This window comes from Paraburkholderia sp. CNPSo 3281, from assembly GCF_024206515.1.
GTDB classification, from domain to species: Bacteria; Pseudomonadota; Gammaproteobacteria; order Burkholderiales; family Burkholderiaceae; genus Paraburkholderia; species Paraburkholderia nodosa.
Genome location: NZ_JAMBPS010000041.1, coordinates 23339 through 47676, shown reverse-complemented (window position 1 = coordinate 47676; position 24338 = coordinate 23339). Strand labels below are relative to the sequence as shown.

At 65.7% G+C, this 24338-nt stretch carries 18 protein-coding genes; 11 read left to right on the top strand and 7 right to left on the bottom strand.

Annotated features, from left to right (window positions below; translation table 11 throughout):
• Window positions 1-14: 14 nt before the first annotated feature.
• The gene (locus M3I56_RS29605) at window positions 15-833 is read right to left on the bottom strand and encodes a 5'-methylthioadenosine/adenosylhomocysteine nucleosidase (protein ID WP_254356972.1); all 819 of its coding nucleotides are present in this window, start codon (window positions 831-833) and stop codon (window positions 15-17) included.
• Window positions 834-876: 43 nt separating this feature from the next.
• Window positions 877-3270 (bottom strand): UvrD-helicase domain-containing protein, encoded by a 2394-nt coding sequence (locus M3I56_RS29600; RefSeq protein ID WP_254356971.1) that lies wholly within the window; start codon window positions 3268-3270, stop codon window positions 877-879.
• 258 nt (window positions 3271-3528) lie between these two features.
• Here M3I56_RS29600 and M3I56_RS29595 point away from each other — a divergent pair, with 258 nt between their 5' ends.
• Both M3I56_RS29595 and galU read left to right on the top strand, forming a co-directional pair.
• Window positions 3529-6396, top strand: a complete 2868-nt coding sequence (locus tag M3I56_RS29595) for a valine--tRNA ligase (protein ID WP_254356970.1) — start codon at window positions 3529-3531, stop codon at window positions 6394-6396.
• Between the two features lie 79 nt (window positions 6397-6475).
• A complete protein-coding gene (gene galU / locus M3I56_RS29590; RefSeq protein WP_028208043.1) occupies window positions 6476-7357 on the top strand; it encodes a UTP--glucose-1-phosphate uridylyltransferase GalU in 882 nt (293 codons plus the stop codon).
• Window positions 7358-7441: 84 nt separating this feature from the next.
• On the opposite strand, the gene M3I56_RS29585 is transcribed toward galU, so the two are convergent.
• The 4 genes from M3I56_RS29585 to M3I56_RS29570 all read right to left on the bottom strand — a co-directional run bounded on the left by M3I56_RS29585 (window position 7442) and on the right by M3I56_RS29570 (window position 10796).
• The gene (locus tag M3I56_RS29585; RefSeq protein WP_028208042.1) at window positions 7442-7669 is read right to left on the bottom strand and encodes a sulfurtransferase TusA family protein; all 228 of its coding nucleotides are present in this window, start codon (window positions 7667-7669) and stop codon (window positions 7442-7444) included.
• A 118-nt stretch (window positions 7670-7787) separates the two neighbouring features.
• Window positions 7788-8843 carry a Gfo/Idh/MocA family oxidoreductase gene (locus tag M3I56_RS29580; protein WP_254356969.1) on the bottom strand — a complete coding sequence of 352 codons (1056 nt, stop codon included), beginning with the start codon at window positions 8841-8843 and terminating at the stop codon, window positions 7788-7790.
• Window positions 8844-8890: 47 nt separating this feature from the next.
• Entirely contained in the window at window positions 8891-9913 is a 1023-nt protein-coding gene (gene iolG / locus M3I56_RS29575) for an inositol 2-dehydrogenase (protein ID WP_254356968.1), read from the bottom strand.
• Window positions 9906-10796 carry a MurR/RpiR family transcriptional regulator gene (locus M3I56_RS29570; protein WP_254356967.1) on the bottom strand — a complete coding sequence of 297 codons (891 nt, stop codon included), beginning with the start codon at window positions 10794-10796 and terminating at the stop codon, window positions 9906-9908. Before M3I56_RS29570 ends, iolG begins: the two co-directional genes overlap by 8 nt.
• 275 nt (window positions 10797-11071) lie before the next feature.
• On the opposite strand from M3I56_RS29570, the gene M3I56_RS29565 reads away from it, so the two are divergent.
• From M3I56_RS29565 to iolB, 7 genes are all read left to right on the top strand, one after another.
• A complete protein-coding gene (locus M3I56_RS29565) occupies window positions 11072-12133 on the top strand; it encodes a sugar ABC transporter substrate-binding protein (protein ID WP_254356966.1) in 1062 nt (353 codons plus the stop codon).
• A 237-nt stretch (window positions 12134-12370) separates the two neighbouring features.
• Entirely contained in the window at window positions 12371-13534 is a 1164-nt protein-coding gene (locus M3I56_RS29560; protein ID WP_254356965.1) for an ABC transporter permease, read from the top strand.
• Window positions 13535-13547: 13 nt separating this feature from the next.
• Window positions 13548-14357: an ATP-binding cassette domain-containing protein gene (locus tag M3I56_RS29555; RefSeq protein WP_254356964.1), complete on the top strand. Its 810-nt coding sequence runs from the start codon at window positions 13548-13550 to the stop codon at window positions 14355-14357.
• A gap of 37 nt (window positions 14358-14394) precedes the next feature.
• The gene (gene iolC, locus M3I56_RS29550; RefSeq protein ID WP_254356963.1) at window positions 14395-16395 is read left to right on the top strand and encodes a 5-dehydro-2-deoxygluconokinase; all 2001 of its coding nucleotides are present in this window, start codon (window positions 14395-14397) and stop codon (window positions 16393-16395) included.
• Window positions 16392-18383 (top strand): 3D-(3,5/4)-trihydroxycyclohexane-1,2-dione acylhydrolase (decyclizing), encoded by a 1992-nt coding sequence (gene iolD, locus M3I56_RS29545; protein ID WP_254356962.1) that lies wholly within the window; start codon window positions 16392-16394, stop codon window positions 18381-18383. Before iolC ends, iolD begins: the two co-directional genes overlap by 4 nt.
• A gap of 33 nt (window positions 18384-18416) precedes the next feature.
• Window positions 18417-19331 (top strand): myo-inosose-2 dehydratase, encoded by a 915-nt coding sequence (gene iolE, locus M3I56_RS29540; protein WP_254356961.1) that lies wholly within the window; start codon window positions 18417-18419, stop codon window positions 19329-19331.
• Window positions 19328-20131 carry a 5-deoxy-glucuronate isomerase gene (gene iolB, locus M3I56_RS29535; RefSeq protein ID WP_254356960.1) on the top strand — a complete coding sequence of 268 codons (804 nt, stop codon included), beginning with the start codon at window positions 19328-19330 and terminating at the stop codon, window positions 20129-20131. Before iolE ends, iolB begins: the two co-directional genes overlap by 4 nt.
• A 74-nt stretch (window positions 20132-20205) precedes the next feature.
• Here the strand turns inward: iolB and M3I56_RS29530 are convergent, their stop codons facing one another.
• Window positions 20206-21888 (bottom strand): methyl-accepting chemotaxis protein, encoded by a 1683-nt coding sequence (locus tag M3I56_RS29530; protein WP_254356959.1) that lies wholly within the window; start codon window positions 21886-21888, stop codon window positions 20206-20208.
• Window positions 21889-22428: 540 nt separating this feature from the next.
• Here M3I56_RS29530 and M3I56_RS29525 point away from each other — a divergent pair.
• Window positions 22429-23655: an MFS transporter gene (locus tag M3I56_RS29525; RefSeq protein WP_254356958.1), complete on the top strand. Its 1227-nt coding sequence runs from the start codon at window positions 22429-22431 to the stop codon at window positions 23653-23655.
• Window positions 23656-23850: 195 nt separating this feature from the next.
• The gene (locus M3I56_RS29520) at window positions 23851-24336 is read left to right on the top strand and encodes an adenosine-specific kinase (RefSeq protein WP_254356957.1); all 486 of its coding nucleotides are present in this window, start codon (window positions 23851-23853) and stop codon (window positions 24334-24336) included.
• The last annotated feature ends 2 nt before the right edge of the window (window positions 24337-24338 follow it).

Here is a 24338-nt window from a genome sequence, read left to right as displayed (position 1 = left end):
GCGCATGCGCCCGATCAGCGTGCGAGCGGGCGGTACCCCGCCAGAAAGCGCTTGAGGATGCCCGTCGAGTACGTGCCCGCGATATCGGTGAGGAAGCTCGAGAAGGAGGTGCTCGCGTGCTCGTCGGCGGTGTCGGAGATCGTGCGCACGATCGCGCACGGTACGTCGTACTCGTGGCAGACCTGGGCGATCGCCGCGCCTTCCATCTCGACAGCGAGCGCATCGGGCAGCAGCGCGCGCAGCGCGCCCACGGCCGCCGCGCTCGCCACGAACTGGTCGCCGCTGATCACGAGCCCGCGATGCACCTGCGGCAACGCCGTCTCGAGGCGCGGCAACGCGGCCTTGAAGCGCGCGGTCAACTCCGGCCCCTCCTCCGCGATGAAACGCTCGCATGCGGCGGCGAGCGCCTGCGCCAACGCGTGATCGGCATCGAAGCGCGAGCGCGCGAGCAGCGGGATCTCGTGTCGCGGGAATAGCGGCTCGGCGTTCATGTCGTGCTGGAGCAGCGTTTCGCCCACCACCACGTCGCCCACGTGGACGCCCGAACCCACGCCGCCGGCAACACCCGTAAAGACGATCGCTTCGACATCGAACGCGTGAATCAGCGCGCTCGCGGTGGCGGCGGCGGCCACCTTGCCGACACGCGCGAGCGTCACCACGCACGGCGCGCCGTGCACGGTACCGAGGTGATAGTCACGCCGGCCGAACGTGCGCGTCACGACACCCGATTCGGCCTGCATGGCCGCGATCAGATCGCCGAGTTCCTGGGGCAGCGCGGCGAGCACGCCGAGCGGGCGGGCGGTCGTGCCGCCCGCCTGGATCGAGAGGTTCATCTTCGAATGATTTCCGTCTGAGTCGTTTGAGGCTGACGCGCGCTCACTCCACCGGCTGCAGCTTGGCCACCGCCAGCGCAAGCCACTTCTCGCCGTGACGCTTGAAGCGCACCTGCGCCTTGGCGTCGGTGCCGCTGCCTTCGAGCGCCGTGATCGTGCCTTCGCCGAACTTCGTGTGGAACACGCCCTGGCCGACACGGAAGCCCGTCTCGGCGGCGCGCTGCTCGTTGGCGAACGCGGGCGCCGGGCTCTTGTCCGCGATATAGGCGTCGCGTTCGCGACGGCTGCCATCGCCGCTGCTGCCACTGCCTCCGCCACTGCCGCCGCCCGGACGCGAGAACCAGTCGCGGCCCCAGCCTGCGTTGTCGGAACGTCCGCCCCAGCGCGCGCCCGCCTCGACCTTGGGCGTGAGCCATTTGAGCGACTCCTGCGGCAGTTCGTCGAAAAAGCGCGAGCGCACGTTGTAGCGCGTCTGGCCGTGCAGCAAGCGGCTCTGCGCGAACGAGATATAGAGCCGCTCCTTCGCACGCGTGATCGCCACGTACATCAGGCGGCGCTCTTCCTCGAGGCCGTCGGCTTCCATCGCGCTGTTCTCGTGCGGGAACAAGCCCTCTTCGAGACCGGTCATGAAAACCGCCGTGAATTCGAGGCCCTTCGCCGCGTGCACCGTCATCAGTTGCACGGCGTCCTGGCCTGCCTGCGCCTGGTTGTCGCCGGCTTCGAGCGACGCATGCGAGAGGAAGCCCGCGAGCGGCGTCATGACGTCGGGGTTCTGCGCGGGGTCGGTGATCGTGGGCGCGTCGAGCACTTCGATCTCGCCGTCCTGCGAGACGATCTCGGGCACCGCGCTCGCGCCCGGGCGCAGCGGAACCGAGCGCGCGGGCGTGTCGAGGCCGTAGCCTTCTTCGCTCACGAACGCCGTGGCCGCGGTCACGAGTTCCTGCAAGTTCTCGAGGCGGTCCTGACCTTCACGCTCGTTCTGGTAGAACTCGGCGAGACCGCTCATGCGCACCGTGTATTCGACGGTTTCCGGCAGGCTCATCTGGGCGGTCTCGGCGCGCATCTTCGCGACCAGATTGGCGAACGAACCGAGGCTCGTGCCCGCCTTGCCCGTGACGTACGGGATGGCCGCAGCCATCGAGCAGTTGTAGAGGCGCGCGGCATCCGCCAGCTGCTCGATCGAGCGCGCGCCAATGCCGCGCGTGGGGAAATTCACGACACGCGCAAACGCCGTGTCGTCGTTCGGGTTGTCGATCAGACGCAGATACGCGAGCGCATGCTTGACCTCCTGACGCTCGAAGAAGCGCAAGCCGCCATACACCTTGTACGGCACGCCCGCATTCACGAGCGTGTGCTCGATCGTGCGCGACTGCGCGTTGCTGCGATAAAGGATGGCGATCTCGTTGCGCGCCAGCCCCTGGTTGATCAGCGCGCGAATTTCCTCGACGATCCAGCCGGCTTCCTGCGAGTCGGTGGCCGCTTCGTACACGCGCACCGGCTCGCCGTGGCCCGCATCGGTGCGCAGGTTCTTGCCCAGACGCCGCGAGTTATGCGCGATCAGGTAGTTGGCCGCATCGAGAATATGGCCGTGCGAACGGTAGTTCTGCTCCAGCTTGATCATGTGCTTCACGCGGAACTCGTTCTCGAAGTCGCGCATGTTGCCGACGTTCGCACCCCGGAACGCGTAGATCGACTGGTCGTCGTCGCCCACCGCGAAGATCGCGTTGCCCGGCCCCGCGAGCAGCTTGAGCCACGCGTACTGGAGCTTGTTGGTGTCCTGGAACTCGTCCACCAGAATGTCGCGAAAGCGCCCCTGATAGTGCGCGCGCAGCGGCGGGTTGTACGCGAGCAGTTCGTAGCAGCGCAGCAGCAGTTCGGCGAAGTCGACTACGCCTTCGCGCTGGCACTGCTGGTCGTAGGCCTCGTAGAGTTCGACGAATTTGCGGTTGAAGTCGTCGCTCACGTCCACGTCTTTCGGACGCAGACCCTGCTCCTTCGCGTTGTTGATGAAGTACTGCAGGTTCTTGGGCGGGTACTTCTCGTCGTCGACGTTCAGGCCCTTCATCAGACGCTTGATGGCCGAGAGCTGGTCTGCGCTGTCGAGGATCTGGAAGGTCTGCGGCAGGCCGGCGTCGCGGAAATGCGCGCGCAGCATGCGGTTGCACAGGCCGTGGAACGTGCCGATCCACATGCCGCGCGTGTCGATGGGCAGGAGCGCCTGGAGGCGCCCCATCATTTCGCGCGCGGCCTTGTTGGTGAAGGTCACGGCCAGGATGGTCGAGGGCGAGGCCATGCCCTGCTGGATCAGCCACGCAATGCGCGTGATCAGCACGCGCGTCTTGCCGCTGCCGGCCCCGGCCAGAATGAGCGCCGGTTCGTTGGGCAACGTGACGGCGGCGAGTTGTTCGGGGTTCAGGTTCGCGAGCAGTTCGGGCATGGGCTGAAAAGGAGCGTGACCCCAGGGCGGGACCCCGGGGACTTGGCGCGCGGCAAAGGCGCGCCGTTGAATGGCAGACCGCCATTATAAGTGCGCACGCACGCCGCGGCTCGGGCGACCCCGGCGCGGCGCGCCTCCCGCACACAACGCCCGTACCATGGCCCACGCGTCGCCGCAACTCGGCTGGCGCGTCGGCTCCGACAGGACTTCCCCTTATAATCGAGCGTTTCCGCATCCTTTTTTCGGCAGATTCCACCCATGAGCGACAGCACGCTAGCGAAAAGCTTCGAGCCCCAGACGATCGAGGCCCAATGGGGCCCCGAATGGGAGCGTCGCGGCTACGCCGCCGCGACCTTCGAGCCCGGCCGCAACAATTTCTCGATCCAGTTGCCGCCGCCCAACGTCACCGGCACGCTGCACATGGGGCACGCGTTCAACCAGACGATCATGGACGGCCTCGCGCGCTACCACCGCATGCTCGGCGACAACACGCTGTGGGTGCCGGGCACGGACCACGCTGGCATCGCCACGCAGATCGTGGTCGAGCGCCAGCTCGACGCGCAGAAGATCTCGCGCCACGACCTGGGCCGCGAGAAGTTCGTCGAGCGCGTGTGGGAATGGAAGCAGCAATCGGGTTCGACCATCACGGGCCAGGTGCGGCGCCTGGGCGCCTCGATCGACTGGTCGCGCGAGTACTTCACGATGGACGACAAGATGTCGGCCGCCGTGCGCGACGTGTTCGTGCGCCTCTACGAACAGGGCCTGATCTACCGCGGCAAGCGCCTCGTGAACTGGGACCCGGTGCTGGGCACCGCCGTCTCGGATCTCGAAGTCGTGAGCGAAGAGGAAAACGGCAACCTGTGGCACCTGCGCTATCCGCTCACGGACGGCTCGGGCCACCTCACGGTCGCGACCACGCGCCCGGAAACCATGCTCGGCGACACGGCCGTGATGGTCCACCCGGAAGACGAACGCTACGCGCACCTGATCGGCAAGACCGTGAAGCTGCCGCTCGCGGAGCGCGAGATTCCCATCATCGCCGACGAATACGTGGACCGCGAGTTCGGCACGGGCGTCGTGAAGGTCACGCCCGCGCACGACTTCAACGACTACCAGGTGGGCCAGCGCCACGGCCTGCCGATGATCGAGATCCTCACGCTCGACGCGAAGGTCAACGACAACGCACCTGAAAAGTACCGCGGCCTCGACCGCTTCGAAGCGCGCAAGCAGGTCGTGGCCGACTTCGAAGCGCTCGGCCTGCTCGACTCGGTGCAGCCGCACAAGCTGATGGTGCCGCGCGGCGACCGCACGGGCGTGGTGATCGAGCCGATGCTCACGGACCAATGGTTCGTGGCAATGACGAAGCCCGCCCCCGAGGGCACGTTCAACCCCGGCAAGTCGATCACCGAAACCTCGCTCGACGTGGTGCGCAGCGGCCAGATCAAATTCGTGCCGGAAAACTGGACCACGACCTACTACCAGTGGCTCGAGAACATCCAGGACTGGTGCATCTCGCGCCAGCTCTGGTGGGGCCACCAGATCCCGGCGTGGTACGGCGAGAACGGCGAAATCTTCGTCGCGAAGAGCGAGGAAGAAGCACGCGCACAGGCCGAAGCCAAGGGCTACACGGACGCATTGAAGCGCGACGAAGATGTGCTCGACACGTGGTTCTCGTCGGCGCTCGTGCCGTTCTCGTCGCTCGGCTGGCCGCAGGAGACGCCTGAACTGAAGGCCTTCCTGCCCTCTTCCGTGCTGGTCACGGGCTTCGACATCATCTTCTTCTGGGTGGCGCGCATGGTCATGATGACCACGCACTTCACCGGCAAGGTGCCGTTCGACACGGTGTACGTGCACGGCCTCGTGCGCGACGCCGAAGGCCAGAAGATGTCAAAGAGCAAGGGCAACACGCTCGACCCGATCGACATCGTCGATGGCATCGGCCTCGAAGCGCTGGTCGCCAAACGCACGACCGGCCTCATGAATCCCAAGCAGGCCGCGACCATCGAAAAGAAGACGCGCAAGGAGTTCCCGGACGGCATTCCCGCGTTCGGCACCGACGCGCTGCGCTTCACGATGGCTTCCATGGCCACGCTCGGCCGCAACGTGAACTTCGACCTCGCGCGCTGCGAAGGCTATCGCAACTTCTGCAACAAGCTCTGGAACGCCACGCGCTTCGTGCTGATGAACTGCGAAGGCCACGACTGCGGCTTCAGCAAGCCGGGCCCCTGCGCGCCGGGCGATTGCGAGCCGGGCGGCTACACGCACTTCTCGCAGGCCGACCGCTGGATCGTCTCGCTCCTGCAACGCGTGGAAGCCGAAGTCGCGAAGGGCTTCGCGGGCTATCGCTTCGACAACGTGGCCAACGCCATATACAAGTTTGTCTGGGACGAATACTGTGACTGGTATCTGGAACTGGCGAAGGTGCAGATCCAGACGGGTACGCCCGAGCAGCAGCGCGCCACGCGCCGCACGCTGCTGCGCGTGCTGGAGACGGTGCTGCGCCTCGCGCACCCGGTGATACCGTTCATCACCGAAGCGCTGTGGCAGAAGGTGGCGCCGCTCACCGACGCATACCCCGAGGGTGCCGCCGAAGGCGCAGTATCGATCATGGTGCAGCGTTACCCGATAGCGGAAGCAAAGAAGATCGACGACGCCGCGGAACAGTGGGCCGCCGACCTGAAGGCCGTGATCGACGCGTGCCGCAACCTGCGTGGCGAAATGGGCCTCTCGCCCGCCACCAGGGTGCCGCTGCTCGCCACGGGCAACGCCGCGCGGCTCACGACGTTCGCGCCCTATGCGCAGGCGCTTGCAAAGCTTTCGGAGGTCCAGATCATCGCCGACGAAGCGGCGCTCGACGCGGCCTCGGCAGGCGCGCCAGTTGCTATCGTAGGGACGGACAAGCTCGTGCTGAAGGTGGAGATCGACGTAGCCGCCGAACGCGAACGCCTGTCGAAGGAAATCGCTCGCCTCGGCAATGAGGTAACGAAGTGCAAGGCCAAGCTGGGCAACGACAGTTTTGTAGCAAAGGCACCGCCCGCAGTCGTTGAGCAGGAGCAGAAAAGACTGGCAGAATACCAGGCAACGCTGGACAAGCTGACCGCGCAACTCACGCGGTTGCCGGCCTGAGCGCCATATCGGCCAAAGGCTGTAACGCGTGGCGCCGCACCCGCGGCATCACACGAGCACCAGGACAGGGACAAAAGACATGCTGAAAGTGACAAAAGCGGTATTCCCGGTAGCGGGCCTCGGCACGCGCTTCCTTCCGGCCACGAAAGCCAGTCCGAAGGAAATGCTGCCCGTAGTCGACAAGCCGCTCATCCAGTACGCGGTCGAAGAAGCCGTGGCTGCGGGCATCACGGAAATGATCTTCGTGACCGGGCGCAGCAAGCGCGCGATCGAGGACCATTTCGACAAGTCGTATGAGATCGAGGCCGAACTCGAAGCGCGCGGCAAGGCCAAGCTGCTCGAACTGGTGCGCAACATCAAGCCGAACAACGTCGACTGCTTCTACGTGCGTCAGCCCGAGGCGCTCGGCCTTGGCCACGCCGTGCTGTGCGCGGAAAAGCTCGTGGGCGACAACCCGTTCGCCGTGATTCTCGCGGACGACCTGCTCTATGGCACGCCGCCCGTCATGCAACAGATGGTCGAGGTGTTCGACCACTACCATAGCTCGGTGCTCGGCGTGGAAGAGATCCCGCCCTCGGAAACGCGCTCGTACGGCATTGTCGACGGCAAGGAGTGGGAAGACTCGATCGTCAAGCTCTCGGGCATCGTCGAGAAGCCGGCGCCGGAAGTCGCGCCGTCGAACCTCGGCGTGGTCGGCCGCTACGTGCTCAAGCCGCGCATTTTCGAGCATCTGAAGTCGATCAAGCCGGGCGCGGGCGGCGAGTTGCAGCTCACCGACGCGATCCAGTCGCTGCTCGCCGACGAGCAGGTGCTCGCCTACAAGTACCACGGCACGCGCTTCGACTGCGGCAGCAAGCTCGGCTACCTGAAGGCGACGGTGGAGTTCGCGCTGCGTCACCCGGAAGTCGGGGCGGATTTCGACGAATATCTGCGCACGCGCAAGCCGGTGCTGGAAGGCTAAGGCGCCCCCCGGCCAAGCCCTCCCGGCGCCGCACAAATGAAAAAGGCCCGCATTCTCATGCGGGCCTTTTTTCTGCCGATGCGCTTAGCGCCGGCGCATCAGGAACACGAACGTCTTGTCCTGTTGCGAGCTTTCCACGATCTCGTTGCCGGTTTGCTTCGCGAAGGCGGCGAAATCGCGCTGCGAGCCGGGATCGGTCGCGAGGACCTTGAGGATCTGCCCGCTTTCCATGTCGGCGAGCGCCTTTTTGGCGCGCAGGATCGGCAGCGGGCAGTTCAGCCCGCGCGCATCCACTTCCTTGTGAACCTGAATCTGCATCGGGGTTGGATCCTTCGGTGGCGCGCCGTCACGGCGTGAGACGGCGCTGGCAATAGCGTCGATTTTACCGCAGCCACGCCAACCGCCGCTTGGGTCCCGATCACGGCACGGCTTACAGCGTGACCGCAGCCCCCGTATGCAGCGATTCGCGCAGCGCCTGACCGATGCGCGTGGCCTCCAGGGCGTCTTCGAGCGTCGCGCCAAGGCTCCCCCGCTCCGCTCCACCAGCCTTGCGCGCCGCGACTTCCGCGACGAACGCCTGCGCTTCGATCAAGAACGCCTCTTCGAAACGGTCGAAGAACGTGGGCGTGCAAACGCTGCGCACGCCCGTCGCGTCGTAGACATCGACGCGATTCGCGCGCGGAATACGGCCTATCGCCAGCGCGCCCGCCGTGCCGATCACTTCGCTCGATGTGTCGTTGCCGTGCGCCATCGTGCGCGAGGCGTAGAACATCGCGAGACGCCCGCTCTCGAACTCGCAAATCGCCACGCCGTTGTCCACGTCGCCCGATTCGCGCAGGCCATCGTGCAGCGCGATCGCGCCCGCGGCGTACACACGCGTGGCGCGCGGCTTGCCGAGCAGCCAGCGCGCGACGTCGATGTCGTGGACCGTGCAGTCGAGGAAAATGCCGCCCGAACTCGGCGCGAAGCGCACGAAAAAGCCTTCCGGATCGTTGAGATCGCAGGTCTGCGAGCGCACCATGAACGGCTTGCCGATCGCGCCCGCCTGCACTTTCGCGTAGGCATCCTGATAACTCGGATCGAAGCGGCGCATGAAGCCAATGGTCACCTGGCGGTCAGTATGACGACGCGACACATTGACCACCCGCTCGCATTCGGCCACGTCGAGCGAGAGCGGCTTCTCGCAGAACACGTGCTTGCCCGCTTCGAGCGCCTGCACGATCTGCTCGGCATGCAATGCCGAAGGCGTGACGAGCCACACCGCATCGACCGATTGATCGGCCAGCAGGTCGGCGTACTCGCCATACAGCCGCGCGGCAGGCAGCGCCTCGCGCGCCCATGCGAGATCCGCTTCGAGCGGACTGCACGCGGCCGCGAGCGTTGCACCCGGCACGCGATACGCCAGGTTCTGCGCATGCCGGCGCCCCAACCTCCCAAGTCCCGCCACGCCCACGCGCAACGGCTGGGCACGATCGATTGCCTGCATCCTTGCTCTCCTCGCTTGATCCGCGCTCGATTTGCGCTCGTTCCGTTTCAGTCGCCCAGCGTCACCACACGGCCCTCGCGCCACGACAGCGAGGCGGCTTCGGCCAGCTCCAGCGCCTTCAGCCCGTCGGCGACCGACGTGCGAACCGGCACGCCCTGCGTCACCGCTTCGTGAAAGTGCGCCATTTCGCGCGCGTAGGCCGCGCGATAGCGTTCGAGGAAGAACGCCTCGGGCACGTCCTGCGCGACAGCGGTCTTCGACCACGCGACCACTTCGGTCGGCTTCATGTTGCCCGCCTGCAGCATGCCCTCGCTGCCGAGCACCTCGAAGCGCTGGTCGTAGCCATAGGCCGCGCGCCGCGCCGTGTTGATCTGGCAAAGGCGCCCGCGCTTCGTGCGGATCGTCACCGCTGTCGAATCGATGTCGCCCGCGTCGGCAATCGCCGGGTCGGACAGGCAGCTACCCGTGGCGTGCACGCTCAGCGCCTCGTCGTCGAGAATCCAGCGGAAGATGTCGAAGTCGTGGATCAGCATGTCCTTGAAGATGCCGCCCGAGTGCTTGATGTACTCCACCGGCGGCGCGCCCGGATCGCGGCTCGTGACGATCAGCATTTCCGGCGTGCCGATCTCGCCCGCATCGAGACGCGTCTTGAGCGCGGCAAACGTGGGATCGTAGCGACGCTGGAAGCCGATCATGGCCACGACGCCCGCACGTTGAACCGCTTCAGCACAGGCGCGTGCGCGCTCGATGGTCAGGTCGACGGGTTTTTCGCAGAAAATATGCTTGCCCGCCGCGGCCGACTTCAGGATCAGTTCGGAATGCGTATCGGTGCTCGAGCAGATCACCGTGGCGCCGATCGAAGCGTCGCCGAACGCGGCGTCGACGTCCACGACCTGCGCGCCGTGCTGTGCGGCGAGCGCGGCGGCGGCTTCGCGATTGACATCGATCACGTACTTCAGACGCACGCCCGGCTGGCGCGCGAGATTGCCCGCATGAATGCGGCCAATGCGCCCCGCGCCGAATACCGCCACATCCAGCGTTGTCGCTGCGCCGCTTGCTGCACTAGTCATCGTATCCTCCGGTGTCGGTCGATTCTTCCACGTTGAGTTCGAGCCGGTACGCAAGCGCAATGAAGAGCGCCTGGCACAGGCAGAAGGTGCTGGTGAGCGAGCGGAACGCGAACGCGCTCCCCTCCTTCACATAGAGTTGCGCGTTCGCGTGGCGCGCGAGCGGCGAAAGCTGGCTGTCGGTGATGACGAGCGTTTTGGCGTGATGCTGCTGCGCCACGCGCAGGCAGTACTGCGTCTCTTTGCCATAGGGCGCGAAGCTGATGGCGATCACCACGTCGCCCTTCTTCACGCTGCGAATCTGTTCGTGGTACATGCCGCCGAGCCCCGAGACGAGATGCACGCGTTTGCGCGTGTGCTGCAAGGCATAGACGATGTAGCTCGCCACCGGAAACGAGCGGCGCACGCCGATCACGTAGATGTTGTCCGCCTGCTCGAGCATCTTCACGGCCTCGTCGAACTGCGCGCCATCGAGGCCGGCTTCGAGTTCGTCGAGCCCGCTGCGGCACGCGCCGATGAACTCGCGCGCCACGGCGCCGCCCATGTCCGGGCTCGCCTCGCCCTCCTTGGCGTCGATCAGCTGACGAATGCGCTGCTGATAGCTCGTGGCCGAGGCGCCCTGCCCCGCATAGGCCTGACGGAACACGGCCTGCAGGTCGGAGAAGCCAGAGAAACCGAAGCGCTGCGCGAAGCGCACCACCGCCGAAGGATGCACGCCACAGCTCGCAGCAATGTCACTAGTGCGGTCCATCATCACATTCGCGCGGTGCTGTTCGATGTAGGTCGCGATGCTTTTCAGCTGACGCGGCAGCGCCTCGTATTCCTGCGCGATGCGCTGCATCAATTCGTCTACGCCCGCTACGGCGTCGGTTGTGTCATCCGCCATGATTGTTTTCCTCGGCTGGTTGCCGCACTGCCGCAAAGCCTTACCAGGCCTCGATTCCACGGCATGCCGACGGAGCCGATTATAGGCAGCGTGTCACACGAATGGAACAGATTTTCCATTTTTATTTGCAATGAAATTTTCGTTGCAAGTCGCGAAGCGATGTCCTACTCTTGTCGATGAGCGCGGCAGCTGGTGCAGATAACAAGCGGCATGTCAAAAGCGCGGCTGCGGCATTCACCCCAAGAACGAACGACAGACCGAGAAAGGTGGAGACAATGACTCAACGCAAGGGCAAGACCATGCTCCGGAGGTTGGCCGCAGTGCTCGCGCTGGCAGCGGGGCTGACAGGTGCGAGCGTGCTCAGCGCGCAAACGGCGCAAGCCGCCGACGCGCATTTCGTGCTGATCAGCCACGCGCCCGATTCCGACTCGTGGTGGAACACGATCAAGAACGCCATCAAGCAGGCCGACGAAGACTGGAACGTCGAGACCGACTACCGCAATCCGCCCAACGGTGACATCGCCGACATGTCGCGGCTGATCGAACAGGCCGCCGCGCGCAACTACGACGGCGTGATCGTCACCATCGCCGACTATGACGTGCTCAAGAGCTCCATAGGCAAGGTCACGGAAAAGAAGATTCCGCTCGTGACGATCAACTCGGGCACCGAGGAACAGAGTGCGAAGCTCGGCGCGATCATGCACGTGGGTCAGCCTGAATATGTGGCGGGCCACGCAGCCGGCGAGAAGGCCAAGGCCGCGGGCGTGAAGTCGTTCCTGTGCGTGAATCACTTCGCGACCAACGCCGTGTCGTTCGAACGCTGTCGCGGTTTTGCCGATGCGCTCGGCGTGGACTACAAGAGCTCGACGATCGACTCCGGCCAGGACCCGACGGAAATCCAGTCGAAGGTGAGCGCATATCTGCGCAACCATCCGAACACGGGCGCGATCCTCACGCTCGGCCCGGTGCCGGCGGCCGCTACGCTCAAGGCGATCGAGCAGATGGGCCTCGCGGGCAAGATCTACTTCTGCACGTTCGACTTCTCGGATGACATTGCCAAGGCGATCCGCGCGGGCACCATCCAGTTCGCAATCGACCAGCAGCCGTACCTGCAGGGCTATATCCCCGTGGCCGTGCTCGCGATCGTGAAGAAGGAGCACACCACGGATCCGCAGAAGATCCGCCAGATTCTCGAAGCGAATCCGAAGTTCAAGCAGCGCCTCGAAACCTATGGCCTGCAGCCTTCGTACGGTCCGAAGAACATCCGCTCGGGTCCGGGCTTCATCACCAAGGAGAATCTCGACAAGGTTGTGAAGTACGCAGGTCAGTACCGCTAAGCGTTTTTCGTCAGCCACGCGCGGCGGTGGCTAGCATCTTCCGATGCCCATCGCCTCTCGCCAGCCTCGCCGCGCGCCATTCACCGTGTTGCTTCTACTGCAAGGCAGTGGCTTGCAGGGAATGCGCTCGGGCATTTGAGCCAATGCAGATGCGAATGCGCCTGCCACGGCCGATCGCCTTGCATAGGACCAGCGTAAGGCGCTAAAGCACCAACTCTGGTCGATACAGGAGACATCATGGGTGTAGCCGGCAAACACTTCCCCTCGCACGCTCAGGAAGACGGCGCGCAAGACGCGCCCGCGCCGCAGCCAGGCGCCAGCGACGAACGCGTGCGCCACGAATCGTGGTTCGGCCATCTGCTCGGCCGCCCCGAATTCGCCGCGATTTCCGGCGCCGTGCTGGTCTTCGCCGTCTTTGCGATCGGCGCGGGCGGCTCGGGCATGTTCGATCTCGACGGCGTGATGAACTGGTCCCAGGTCGCTGCTTACCTCGGTATCCTGAGCGTCGGCGCGTGCCTGCTCATGATCGCCGGCGAATTCGACCTCTCCATCGGCTCGATGATCGGCTTCGCGGGCATGATGGTGGCAATTCCCACGATGTACTTCCACTGGCCCATCGCGCTTTCCATTTTGTTCGCGTTCGTGGGCTGTACCGCGCTCGGCGCGCTCAACGGCTACCTCGTGATGCGCACGCGGCTGCCTTCGTTCATCGTCACGCTCGCGTTCCTCTTCATTCTGCGCGGCCTGACGCTTGCGCTCTCGATCATGTTCGCCGACCGCACGATCGTCTCAGGCGTGGGCGACGTGGCCAAAGCCGACTTCGTGACCAACCTGCTCTTTCACGGCACGGCGTTCAAGGGCCTGTTCGCGGCCCTCGCGCATATCGGCATCGGCAAGATGCTCGACAACGGCCAGCCGCTCGTGCCCGGCGTGCCCAAGGTGATTCTCTGGTGGTTCGCGCTCGTCGCAATCGGCGCATTCGTGCTCGCCAAGACGCGCTACGGCAACTGGATTCTCGCCGTGGGCGGCGACTCCAATGCCGCGAAGAACGTGGGCGTGCCCGTGAAGCGCGTCAAGATCTCACTCTTCATGCTCACCGCGTTCTGCTCGTGCCTGTTCGCCGTGCTGCAAGTGTCCGACATCGGTTCGGCCGCTGCCGACCGCGGTCTTCAGAAGGAGTTCGAAGCCATCATCGCCGCGGTGATCGGCGGCACGCTGCTCACGGGCGGCTATGGCTCGGTGATCGGTGCGGCATTCGGCGCGCTTATCTTCGGCGTCGTGCAGATCGGCATCACTTACACGAACATCGATTCGGACTGGTTCCGCGTGTTCCTCGGTGTGATGCTGCTCATTGCCGTGCTCTTCAATCACTATGTGCGCCGCCGCGTCGCGCAATCGTAAGCCGGAGGCTCAAATGTCCGATATCCAGAATACCGCAGACGGCGACACGATTCTCGCGCTCGAGAACGTCAGCAAGTACTTCGGCAAGGTCATCGCACTGAACGGCGTCACGCTGCGCCTGAAGCGCGGCGAGGTGCACTGCCTGCTCGGCGACAACGGCGCGGGCAAGTCCACGCTCATCAAGACGCTCGCCGGTGTGCATCAGCCAACCTCCGGCCAGTATTTCGTGGACGGCAAGCCTGTGACGTTCGATTCACCGAAAGACGCGCTCGATCTCGGCATCGCCACCGTCTATCAAGATCTCGCGCTCGTGCCGCTGCTCTCGGTCGCGCGCAACTTCTTCATGGGCCGCGAACCGCAAAAGAAGCTGTTCGGCTTCATCAACGTGATGGATCTCGATGCGAGCGCGGTGATCGCGAAGGATCGCCTCGCCGGAATGGGCATCAATGTGCGCGACCCGCATCAGGCCATCGGCACGATGTCGGGCGGCGAGAAACAGTGCCTCGCGATCGCGCGCGCCATTCACTTCGGCGCACGCGTGCTGATTCTCGACGAGCCGACCGCCGCGCTCGGCGTGAAGCAGAGCTTCAACGTGCTCAGGTTGATTCACGCCGCGCGCGCCAAGGGCATTTCGGTGATCTTCATTACCCACAACGTGCACCACGCCTACCCCATCGGCGACTCGTTCACGCTGCTCAATCGCGGCCGGTCGCTGGGCACCTACACGAAGGACACGATCAGCAAGAACGAAGTGCTCGACATGATGGCGGGCGGCGCGGAGATGCAGAAGATGATCGCCGAGCTCGACGGCGCGACCATCTGAGGACGCCCGCACTGCACAGCACCCAACAGGAATACACATGGCTCTGACCCGTTCCACTCCAAGCCGTTTCGCCGCCGGACGCAGCCGCGACATCGTCTGCCTCGGACGCCTGGGCGTCGATCTCTACGCTCAACAGGTGGGGGCGCGGCTCGAAGACGTTTCCACCTTTGCGAAGTATCTGGGCGGCTCGTCCGCGAACATCGCCTTCGGCTGCGCGCGTCTTGGTCTGAAATCGGCCATGCTCACGCGCGTGGGCGACGATCATATGGGGCGCTTCCTCGTCGAAACGCTCACGAAGGAAGGCTGCGACACGAGCCATGTGTGCGTGGACCACGAACGCCTCACGGCGCTCGTGCTGCTGGGCCTGAAAGACCGCGACACGTTCCCGCTCATTTTCTATCGCGAGAACTGCGCCGACATGGCCGTCGATTCGAGCGACTTCGACGAAGCCTTCGTCGCCTCCTCGAAAGCGCTGCTCATCACCGGCACGCATTTCTCGACCGAACAGGTGAACCGCACGAGCCTCACCGCGCTCGACTACGCGCGCCGCAACAACGTGCGCACCGTGCTCGACATCGACTATCGTCCCGTGCTCTGGGGCCTCACGGGCAAGGCGGACGGCGAGACGCGCTTCGTCGCGAGCGAAGGCGTGAGCGCGCATTTGCAGCGCATCCTGCCGCATTTCGATCTCGTGATCGGCACCGAGGAGGAGTTCCGCATTGCAGGCGGCAAGGAATCGCTCGTCGATGCGCTCAGGCGCGTGCGCGAAGTCACGGGCGCGACGCTGCTCGTCAAGCGCGGGCCGCTCGGCTGCCAGATCGTGGAAGGCGCCGTGCCCGCCTCGATGGACGATTTGCCGATGCAGCGCGGCGTGGAAGTCGAAGTGCTCAACGTGCTCGGCGCAGGCGACGCTTTCGCCTCCGGCTTTCTTTCGGGCTGGCTGCGCGACGCCTCGCTCGAAGATTGCGCACTCTCGGCCAACGCGTGCGGCGCCCTCGTCGTCTCGCGGCATGGTTGCGCGCCCGCCATGCCCACGCCGGTGGAACTCGACTACTTCCTGCGCGAAGCGGCCGCCGACCCCGTGCGCATGCGCCGCCCCGACCGCGACGCGACGCTTGCGCGCCTGCATCGCGTCACGCCCGCGCGCAAGCGGCACGACGAAGTGCTCGGCTTCGCGTTCGATCACCGCAACCAGTTCTTCGATCTCGCGCAGCAGACCGGCGTAAGCGAAGCGCGCATTTCGTATCTGAAGAATCTCTTCGTCGAGGCGGTGGCGCAGACCGAACGCACGCTCGGTTTGCAGGGACGCATCGGTGTCCTGATCGATGACCGCTACGGCCAGGATGCGCTCAACGCCGCGACCGGCCGCGGCTGGTGGATCGGCCGCCCAGTCGAGTTGCCGGGCTCTGTGCCGCTCGTGTTCGACCATGGCCGCTCGATCGGCACGACGCTCGCGTCCTGGCCCATCGACCACACAGTGAAGTGCCTCGTGCAGTTCCATCCCGACGAGCCCATCGAACAGCGTCTCGAGCAGGAAGCGCAACTGCGCGCGCTCTACGACGCCACCCAGGCGAGCGGCCACGAACTGCTGCTCGAAGTGATTCCGCCGAAGCTGGGCGGCAAGCCGAATGCCCCCGATACGGTCTATCGCGCGCTCAAGCGGCTCTACAACATCGGCCTCTATCCGGAATGGTGGAAGCTCGAACCGACGGGCGCCGCGCAATGGCGCGAGATCGACGCGCTGATCGCCGAGCGCGACCCGTATTGCCGCGGCGTCGTGCTGCTCGGGCTCTCCGCGCCGATCGACCAGCTCGTGGAGGGCTTCCGCGCCGCGGCCGCCTCGAACACGTGCCGGGGCTTCACGGTCGGCCGCTCGATCTTCTACGAACCGAGCCTCGCCTGGCTCGCAGGCGAAATCGGCGACGATGAAGTGATCATCCGCGCGCGCCGCGCCTTCGAAACGCTGATCGGCGCGTGGCGCGCCGCGCGCGTCGAGGCTCAAGGCGCGCACGACAATCATGAGGAGAAGGCGGCATGAATCAACGCATTGCTCCTGGCGATGACGCCTCGCAGGAAATCGCGCAGAACGCGACGCCCGGCGCGCACGCGAGCACCGTGCGGCTCACGGCGGCGCAGGCGCTCGTGCGCTATCTCGCTGCGCAGCGCGTGGCGAGCGAGGACGGTTCGGGCCGCACCGAGCCGCTATTCGGCGGCGTGTTCGCGATCTTCGGTCACGGCAACGTGGCCGGCATCGGCGAGGCGCTCTATCAATATCGGCACGAACTGCCCACGCTGCGCGCGCACAACGAGCAGGCCATGGCGCACAGCGCGATCGCTTATGCCAAGGCCCACTTTCGCCGCCGCATGATGGCGGTGACGACCTCGATTGGCCCGGGCGCGACGAATCTCGTCACGGCGGCCGCGCTGGCGCACGTGAACCGCTTGCCGGTGCTGCTGTTGCCCGGCGATATCTTCGTTTCGCGCGAACCCGATCCGGTGCTGCAGCAGATCGAGGACCTGCACGACGGCGGCATTTCCGCGAACGACGCGCTGCGCCCCGTGTCGCGCTACTTCGACCGCATCGTGCATCCCGCGCAGTTGCTCACGGCGCTGCCGCGCGCGCTGCGCGTGCTCACCGACGCCGCGCTCTGCGGCCCGGTCACGCTCGCGCTACCGCAGGACGTGCAGGCGATGGCGTGGGACTATCCGGCGAGCTTCTTCACGCCGCGCCTCGTGACGTTCCACACGCCCGCGCCTATACAGGCCGAGATCGACGCGGCGCTTACCCAGTTGCATCGCGCGAAACGCCCGCTCATCGTGGCGGGCGGCGGCGTGCTCTATGCGCGCGCCTCGCAGGCCTTGCAGACGCTTGCGGCCTCGCGCGGCATTCCCGTGGCCGAAACGCAGGCGGGCAAAGGCTCGCTCGCGTGGGACGATCCGCTCAACGTCGGCGCGCTCGGCGTGACGGGCTCGCCGGCCGCCAACGAACTGGCGCGCGACGCCGACTGCGTGCTCGCCGTGGGCACGCGCTTGCAGGACTTCACGACCGGCTCGAACTCGCTCTTTGCGAACGCACATGTGATCGGCGTGAACGCCAACGGCTTCGACGCACTCAAGCACGATGGCCTCGCCGTGCAGGCCGACGCTCGCCAGGCGCTCGCTGCGCTCAACGACGAACTGATCAACTGGCGCGCCGACGCGAACTGGACCGCCCGCGCCCAGCGCCTCGCGGGCGACTGGCGTGCGAGCATCGAACGCCTCACCCATGCGCCGCAGGAACGCAACCGCCTGCCCTACGATGCCGATGTGATCGGCGCCGTCCAGCGTTCGTCGAGCCGATCGTACACCGAAGATATCGTCGTCTGCGCGGCCGGCACGCTGCCCGCCGAGCTGCACAAGCTCTGGCGCGCGGGCCAGCCCGGCGCCTATCACGTCGAATACGGCTACTCGTGCATGGGTTACGAGATCGCGGGTGGCCTGGGCGCGAAGCTTGCGCGGCCCGATCGCGAGGTCATCGTCATGGTGGGCGACGGCAGCTATCTGATGATGAACAGCGAGATCGCCACCTCGGTCATGCTGGGCGCGAAGCTCATCGTCGTCGTGCTCGACAACCGCGGCTATGGCTGCATCAACCGGTTGCAGCAGGCTTGCGGCGGCGCGCCGTTCAACAACCTGTTCGACGACTGCGCGCAAGGGCCGCTCGGCGCGCCGCGCATCGACTTCGCCTCGCATGCGCGCTCGCTCGGCGCGCAGGCCGAGCACGTGGCGAACGTCGCGGAACTCGAAGCGGCGCTGCAACGCGCGCGCGCTTCGTCGCGCACTTACGTGGTCTGCATCGACACGGACCCCGCGCGCACGACCGAGGAAGGCGGCTGGTGGTGGGAGGTCGCCGTGCCCGAGGTGTCCACGCGCGCTGCGGTGCGCGAGGCGCGCGAGCACTATGAAGAACAGGTCGCGCAGCGCAGCGGACGCGCGCTGGCGGGTGGAGATGCGCCCGCCAGCGACGACGAACCCGGCAACCCATAACGCGGCTGACGACACAGACATCGAGGAGCGCACATGAGCGCGTTTGAAGTACGCATCGGCATCAACCCGCTGTCGTGGATGAACGACGACCTGCCCTCGCTCGGCGGCGAGACACCGCTCTCGCAGGCGCTGACCGAGGGCCGCGAGATCGGCTATGAGGGCTTCGAGCTAGGCAACAAGTTTCCGCGCGAGCCGCAGGCGCTCAAGTCGCTCCTCGCGCAATACGATCTGTCGCTCGTCTCGGGCTGGTACTCGGGCATGCTCGCGCAGCGCAGCGTCGAGGAAGAAATCGCCGCGGTCGAGAAGCATCTGGACCTGCTCGCGCAGAACGGCGCAACCGTGATGGTCTACGGCGAGGTCGCCGATACGATCCAGGGCGCGCCGCGTCCGCTCTATCAGCGCCCGCGCTTTTTCAGCGACAAGCAGTGGGGCGAATACGCCGCACGCGTGGACGCGTTCGCGCGCCATACGCTCTCGCGCGGCGTGCGGCTCGCGTACCACCATCACATGGGCGCCTATGTCGAAACGCCCGCCGACGTCGACAAGCTCATGGCGCGCACGAGCGACGCCGTGGGCCTGCTGTTCGACGCGGGCCATATGACGTTTGCCGGCGGCGACCCCGTCGTCGAACTCGACAAGCACATTGCGCGCGTGTGCCATGTGCACTGCAAGGACGTGCGCCCCGCCGTCATGAAACTCGCTCGCAACCGCAACTGGAGCTTTCTCGACGCCGTGCTCGCAGGCGCGTTCACCGTGCCGGGCGACGGCGCCGTCGATTTTCCCGCGATCATCGCGCGGCTGAGGCATCACGGCTATCGCGGCTGGCTCGTCGTCGAAGCCGAGCAGGACCCTGTGATCGCACCGTCTTACGAATATGCGCAAAAGGGTTACCGTACGCTGCGCACGCTCGTCGATGCTACGAGCACACAAGTGAAGGAGGCAGCATGACTCTACTGGTCAAGGCCGCGCGCGAGGGCCAGACGATCGCGCGCGTCACGCCCGACACCGCGGGCTGGCGCTATGTCGGCTTCGCCGCCTATCGGCTCGAGACGGATGAACTCGTCTACGTCAGCGAGCCCGATCGCGAGAGCTGCATCGTCGTGCTCTCGGGCGCGGTGGATATCGAGGCGCTCGGCGAGCGCTGGTCGAGTCTCGGCTCGCGCGACAGCGTCTTCGAAGACGCCGCGCCGTATGCCCTTTATGTGCCGCCCGGCGTGAAGGCGACGGTGCGCGCCACCCGCAACGCCGAAGTGGGCGTGGCGAGCGCGCCCGCCAAAGGCACGCTGCCCGTTCGCCTCATCGAGCCCGCGCAGATGAAGCGCTCCACGCGCGGCAAGGGGGCGAATACGCGCTACGTCTGCGATATCCTGCCGCAAGACGCGCCCGCGGAATCGCTGCTCGTGGTCGAGGTGCGCACGCCTTCGGGCCATTCGTCGAGCTACCCGCCGCACAAGCACGACGCCGACCGCTTGCCGCACGAAAGCGCGCTCGAAGAAACCTACTATCACCGGCTCAATCCGCAGCAGGGTTTCGCGTTCCAGCGCGTGTACACCGACGCGCGCGATCTGGACGAAACGATGGCCGTGGAAAATCATGACGTCGTGATGGTGCCGCGCGGCTATCACCCGGTCGTCGTCCCGTATGGCTACGACTCGTACTACCTGAACGTGATGGCGGGCCCCACGCGCGAATGGCACTTCCACAACGACCCGGCGCACGAATGGATCATCGAGCGCGACGCGAAGTGACGCGTCCATAAAAAAACGCCGCGTGTATAACCACGCGGCGTTTTTCGTTGTGACCGCAATGAACTGCAGGAGCGTCAAGCCAGCCGGAATTTCCCCACCAGCCGCTTGAGCACCTTGGCTTGATCGTCGAGCGATTGCGCAGCCGCGGTCGCCTCTTCCACGAGCGCCGCGTTCTGCTGCGTGCCGGCGTCCATCTGCGTGACCGCGCGGCTGATTTCCTCGATGCCCGAGCGCTGCTCGCGCGACGCCGCCGAAATTTCGCCGATGATGTCGTTCACGCGCCGCACGGCCTTCACGACTTCGTCCATCGTCGAGCCCGCGTCCTGCGCGAGCGTCGAGCCATTGGATACGCGCTCGACCGATGCGCCGATCAGCGTCTTGATCTCCTTGGCCGCCGCCGCGCTGCGCTGCGCGAGGCTGCGCACCTCGCCCGCCACCACGGCGAAGCCGCGCCCATCCTCGCCCGCACGCGCCGCTTCCACGGCGGCGTTCAGCGCGAGGATGTTGGTCTGGAACGCAATGCCCTCGATCACGCCAATGATGTCCGCGATGCTCTTCGCGCTGTCGTTGATCTCCTGCATCGTCGCGACCACGCGCCCCACCACCGAGCCGCCCTTCTCCGCGATTGCCGAGGCATTGCCCGCGAGCGTGCTGGCCTGCTCGGCGTTTTCGGCGTTCAGGCGCACCGTGGACGTGAGCTGCTCCATGCTGCTCGCCGTGCGCTCGAGCGCCATGGCCTGTTCTTCGGTGCGGCGCGACAGATCGAGATTGCCGGTCGAGATTTCGCCCGAGGCCGAGGCGATCGCTTCGGCGCTCGCCGCGATCTCGGCAACCGTGCTCGAGAGACCCTTCTGCATGTCGCGCAGCGCGCCCAGCATGCTCGCCGCGTCGCGTGCGTGAACCGTGACGGGCTGTGCGAGATCGCCGGCCGCGATCCGGGCCGCGATGGCCTTGGCGTGCGCGGGCTCGCCGCCCAGTTGCCGCGCGATGCGGCGCACGACCCATTCGCTCACGAAGAACGCGAGCACGAACATGGCCACCGTCGCCACGGCCATCATCACGAACGACGACTGGAAGATGAACTCGGCCTTCGCGATGGTCGCCTTCGCGGCCGTGCCGCGCTGCGCGACGAGGTCGTTGACGAGCGTTTCGAGCTTGCCGGTCTCCACGAGCAGCGAGACGTCCTGCGTGCCCACCTGCCAGCTCATCTGCGAGAGATCGAGCGGCTGCTGCTTCACGAGCGTCACGAACTCGCGCAGATGGCCGCTCCACGCCGTGGTCGCATCGGCGAGCTTCTTTTGCAGGGCGAGCGCGTCGCCGCCCTGCTCCTGCGCGTATTGCTGCAGCTGACTCATGCCGCGCTCCAGCGCGCCGAGATCCTTGTCGATGTCCTGGCCCAGTTCGTCGCGCTCGCGCGCCGTGGTCGCAGTGAGCAGCATCTTCTGCGCGCGGCTCGCGCGCAGCACGTGGCCGCGCGCTTCCTCGGCGGCGCGGCTCGCGACGTAGCCTTGCTCGTAGATCGATTGCGTCGAGCCGTTCAGCCGGCTGATTTGCGCGAGCGAAATCGCGCCGATGGCGAGCGTGCCGATCAGCACCAGCGCGAAGGCGAGGCGCAGTGTGGCCTTCACGGAAAGCCGCGAGCTGCGCGTCGCCGCGCCGGCGCGTCCCGTTTTACGTTGCTGCGCGTTCGCCGCGCTGCCTGCCGGATCCTGCGGCACGAAGCCCGCGTGCCTGCCGCCTTGTGATACTGCTTTCATCTTTTCGGATCTCCTGTCGGTGGCACTTGGCGCTTTAGCTGTCGGCCGGAGTTAGCGCTTCAGCGCTTACTCCGGGCCCATGCAAAGCACTTAGTGCCATCCCATGCAAAGCTATGCATCTCTGCTTGTTGTTCGACGTAACGCCATCGTTCGTGATCTGCGTTACGCCTCAACTCCGGTCAACGGCACACCGGCGCGCAATCTTTAACCCCGCTTTTGACCCGTATCGCGCGCGGTGTGGCTCGTATTCCGGCCCCGTATTGCACACCTTGTGGGCGCACATATCGGCGGTTTATACACGGCCAAAATGAGATGCCAAAATTCCCGGATCAATTTTGAGTATTGGCTCCAGCCCCTTGCGGCATTGGGCCCCAGGGTGACGGTACGTCGCTCATGTCCGATTCTCGACAAACCTTGTCCGTACAGTTCGAGCAAGACACATTACACTGCGCCCATAACTCTTATACATGTCCTTTCATGCCGTCGCCGCTGCCCGCCTGGCGTGGTGCCCGCTGAAAACTCTCTGCTGCTACCGAAAACATGGAAACCAGTCTCGACAAGCGCGCCCTGCCGGGCGCCGCCGCGGCGGTGCAACGCACCGTCTATTCGGTGCTGGGTGCGATCAGCTTCTCGCACCTGCTCAACGACATGATCCAGTCGCTGATCCTCGCCATCTACCCGATGCTCAAGGACAACTTCTCGCTGTCGTTCACGCAGATCGGCCTCATCACGCTCACCTACCAGATCACGGCGTCGATGCTGCAGCCGCTGGTGGGCGTCTTCACCGACAAGCGGCCCCTGCCGTACTCGCTGCCCGTCGGCATGGGCTTCACGCTGTGCGGCCTGCTGCTGATGTCGGTCGCGCCGACCTTCGGCGTGCTGCTCGTGGCGGCCGCCCTGGTGGGCTGCGGTTCGTCGGTGTTCCATCCGGAATCGTCGCGCGTGGCGCGCATGGCGTCGGGCGGGCGTCACGGTCTCGCGCAGTCGCTCTTCCAGGTGGGCGGCAATGCGGGCACGTCGCTCGGGCCGCTGCTCGCCGCCGCGATCGTCATTCCGCACGGCCAGCGCAGCATCGCGTGGTTCTCGGCGGCGGCGCTCGTCGGCATGGTCGTGCTCACGCAGATCGGCCGCTGGTACAAGGCCCATCCCGCGATGAAGAAAAAGCGCGCCGAGGTGCCGCATGTCGTGCTCTCGCGTGGACGCGTGGCGGGCGCCATCGGCGTGCTCGTGCTGCTCGTGTTCTCGAAGTACTTCTACCTCGCGAGCATCAACAGCTACTTCACGTTCTATCTGATCGACCGCTTCCACCTCTCCGTGCAGGCCGCGCAGATCCATCTGTTCGTGTTCCTCGCCGCCGTTGCCGCTGGCACGATCATCGGCGGTCCGGTGGGTGACCGCATCGGCCGCAAGTACGTGATCTGGGTCTCGATTCTCGGCGTGGCGCCCTTCACGCTGCTACTGCCCTACGCCAACCTGTTCTGGACCGGCGTGCTCACGGTGATCATCGGCGTGGTGCTCGCTTCGGCGTTCTCGGCCATCCTCGTCTACGCGCAGGAGCTGATTCCGGGCAAGGTGGGCATGGTCGCGGGTCTGTTCTTCGGTTTCGCGTTCGGCCTTGGCGGCATCGGCGCAGCGGTGCTCGGCCAGTTGGCGGATGCGACCAGCATCGGCTTCGTCTACAAGGTCTGCTCGTTCCTGCCGCTCATCGGCATCCTCACCGTGCTGCTGCCCGACGTGGAAGGCAAGCGCGCGAAGAAGACCGCATAAGCGCAGCGGCGCGCGCAGCGCTCTGCAAAACGGCCGGACGCCCCTCGGGGCTCCGGCCGTTGTTCGTTGTGCGCCTGCCCACGCTTTGCCTCGCCGCGACTTCGTACTAGGCTTGTGGTTGGCCGCCGCCGCCCGCCAGCCCCTTCGGCCCGGCGAACGGCGGCGCGTTCGAGACGCCCGCGCGCGAGGTTCGCCATGCAACTGTCCACGGTAGAGATCGAAAAGCCCGAAGCCACCAACTTCATCCTTGGCCAGACCCACTTCATCAAATCCGTCGAGGATCTGCACGAGGCGCTTTACGGCGCGGTGCCGGGCATCCAGTTCGGCATCGCGTTCTGCGAGGCGTCGGGCAAGCGGCTCGTACGGCGCTCGGGCACACAGGACGCGCTCATCGAGATGGCTACGCAAAACGCGTTGCGCATCGCGGCGGGTCACTGCTTCATCGTCTTTCTCGGCGACGGTTTCTTCCCCATCAACGTGCTCAACGCGATCAAGGCCGTCCCCGAGGTCTGCCGCATCTTCTGCGCCACCGCGAACCCCACCCAGGTGCTGATCGCGGAGACGGACCAGGGGCGCGGCATCGTCGGCGTGGTGGACGGCATGCCGCCGCTGGGCGTCGAGGCCGAGGACGACGTGTGCTGGCGCAAGGACCTGTTGCGCGCGATCGGCTACAAGGCCTGAAC

Excerpts from the sequence above, each read along its gene's own strand:
- M3I56_RS29605 (WP_254356972.1), bottom strand. The coding sequence starts at position 833 with ATGAACCTCTCGATCCAGGCGGGCGGCACGACCGCCCGCCCGCTCGGC.
- M3I56_RS29600 (WP_254356971.1), bottom strand. The coding sequence starts at position 3,270 with ATGCCCGAACTGCTCGCGAACCTGAACCCCGAACAACTCGCCGCCGTC.
- M3I56_RS29595 (WP_254356970.1), top strand. The coding sequence starts at position 3,529 with ATGAGCGACAGCACGCTAGCGAAAAGCTTCGAGCCCCAGACGATCGAG.
- galU (WP_028208043.1), top strand. The coding sequence starts at position 6,476 with ATGCTGAAAGTGACAAAAGCGGTATTCCCGGTAGCGGGCCTCGGCACG.
- M3I56_RS29580 (WP_254356969.1), bottom strand. The coding sequence starts at position 8,843 with ATGCAGGCAATCGATCGTGCCCAGCCGTTGCGCGTGGGCGTGGCGGGA.
- iolG (WP_254356968.1), bottom strand. The coding sequence starts at position 9,913 with ATGACTAGTGCAGCAAGCGGCGCAGCGACAACGCTGGATGTGGCGGTA.
- M3I56_RS29570 (WP_254356967.1), bottom strand. The coding sequence starts at position 10,796 with ATGGCGGATGACACAACCGACGCCGTAGCGGGCGTAGACGAATTGATG.
- M3I56_RS29565 (WP_254356966.1), top strand. The coding sequence starts at position 11,072 with ATGACTCAACGCAAGGGCAAGACCATGCTCCGGAGGTTGGCCGCAGTG.
- M3I56_RS29560 (WP_254356965.1), top strand. The coding sequence starts at position 12,371 with ATGGGTGTAGCCGGCAAACACTTCCCCTCGCACGCTCAGGAAGACGGC.
- M3I56_RS29555 (WP_254356964.1), top strand. The coding sequence starts at position 13,548 with ATGTCCGATATCCAGAATACCGCAGACGGCGACACGATTCTCGCGCTC.
- iolC (WP_254356963.1), top strand. The coding sequence starts at position 14,395 with ATGGCTCTGACCCGTTCCACTCCAAGCCGTTTCGCCGCCGGACGCAGC.
- iolD (WP_254356962.1), top strand. The coding sequence starts at position 16,392 with ATGAATCAACGCATTGCTCCTGGCGATGACGCCTCGCAGGAAATCGCG.
- iolE (WP_254356961.1), top strand. The coding sequence starts at position 18,417 with ATGAGCGCGTTTGAAGTACGCATCGGCATCAACCCGCTGTCGTGGATG.
- iolB (WP_254356960.1), top strand. The coding sequence starts at position 19,328 with ATGACTCTACTGGTCAAGGCCGCGCGCGAGGGCCAGACGATCGCGCGC.
- M3I56_RS29530 (WP_254356959.1), bottom strand. The coding sequence starts at position 21,888 with ATGAAAGCAGTATCACAAGGCGGCAGGCACGCGGGCTTCGTGCCGCAG.
- M3I56_RS29525 (WP_254356958.1), top strand. The coding sequence starts at position 22,429 with ATGGAAACCAGTCTCGACAAGCGCGCCCTGCCGGGCGCCGCCGCGGCG.
- M3I56_RS29520 (WP_254356957.1), top strand. The coding sequence starts at position 23,851 with ATGCAACTGTCCACGGTAGAGATCGAAAAGCCCGAAGCCACCAACTTC.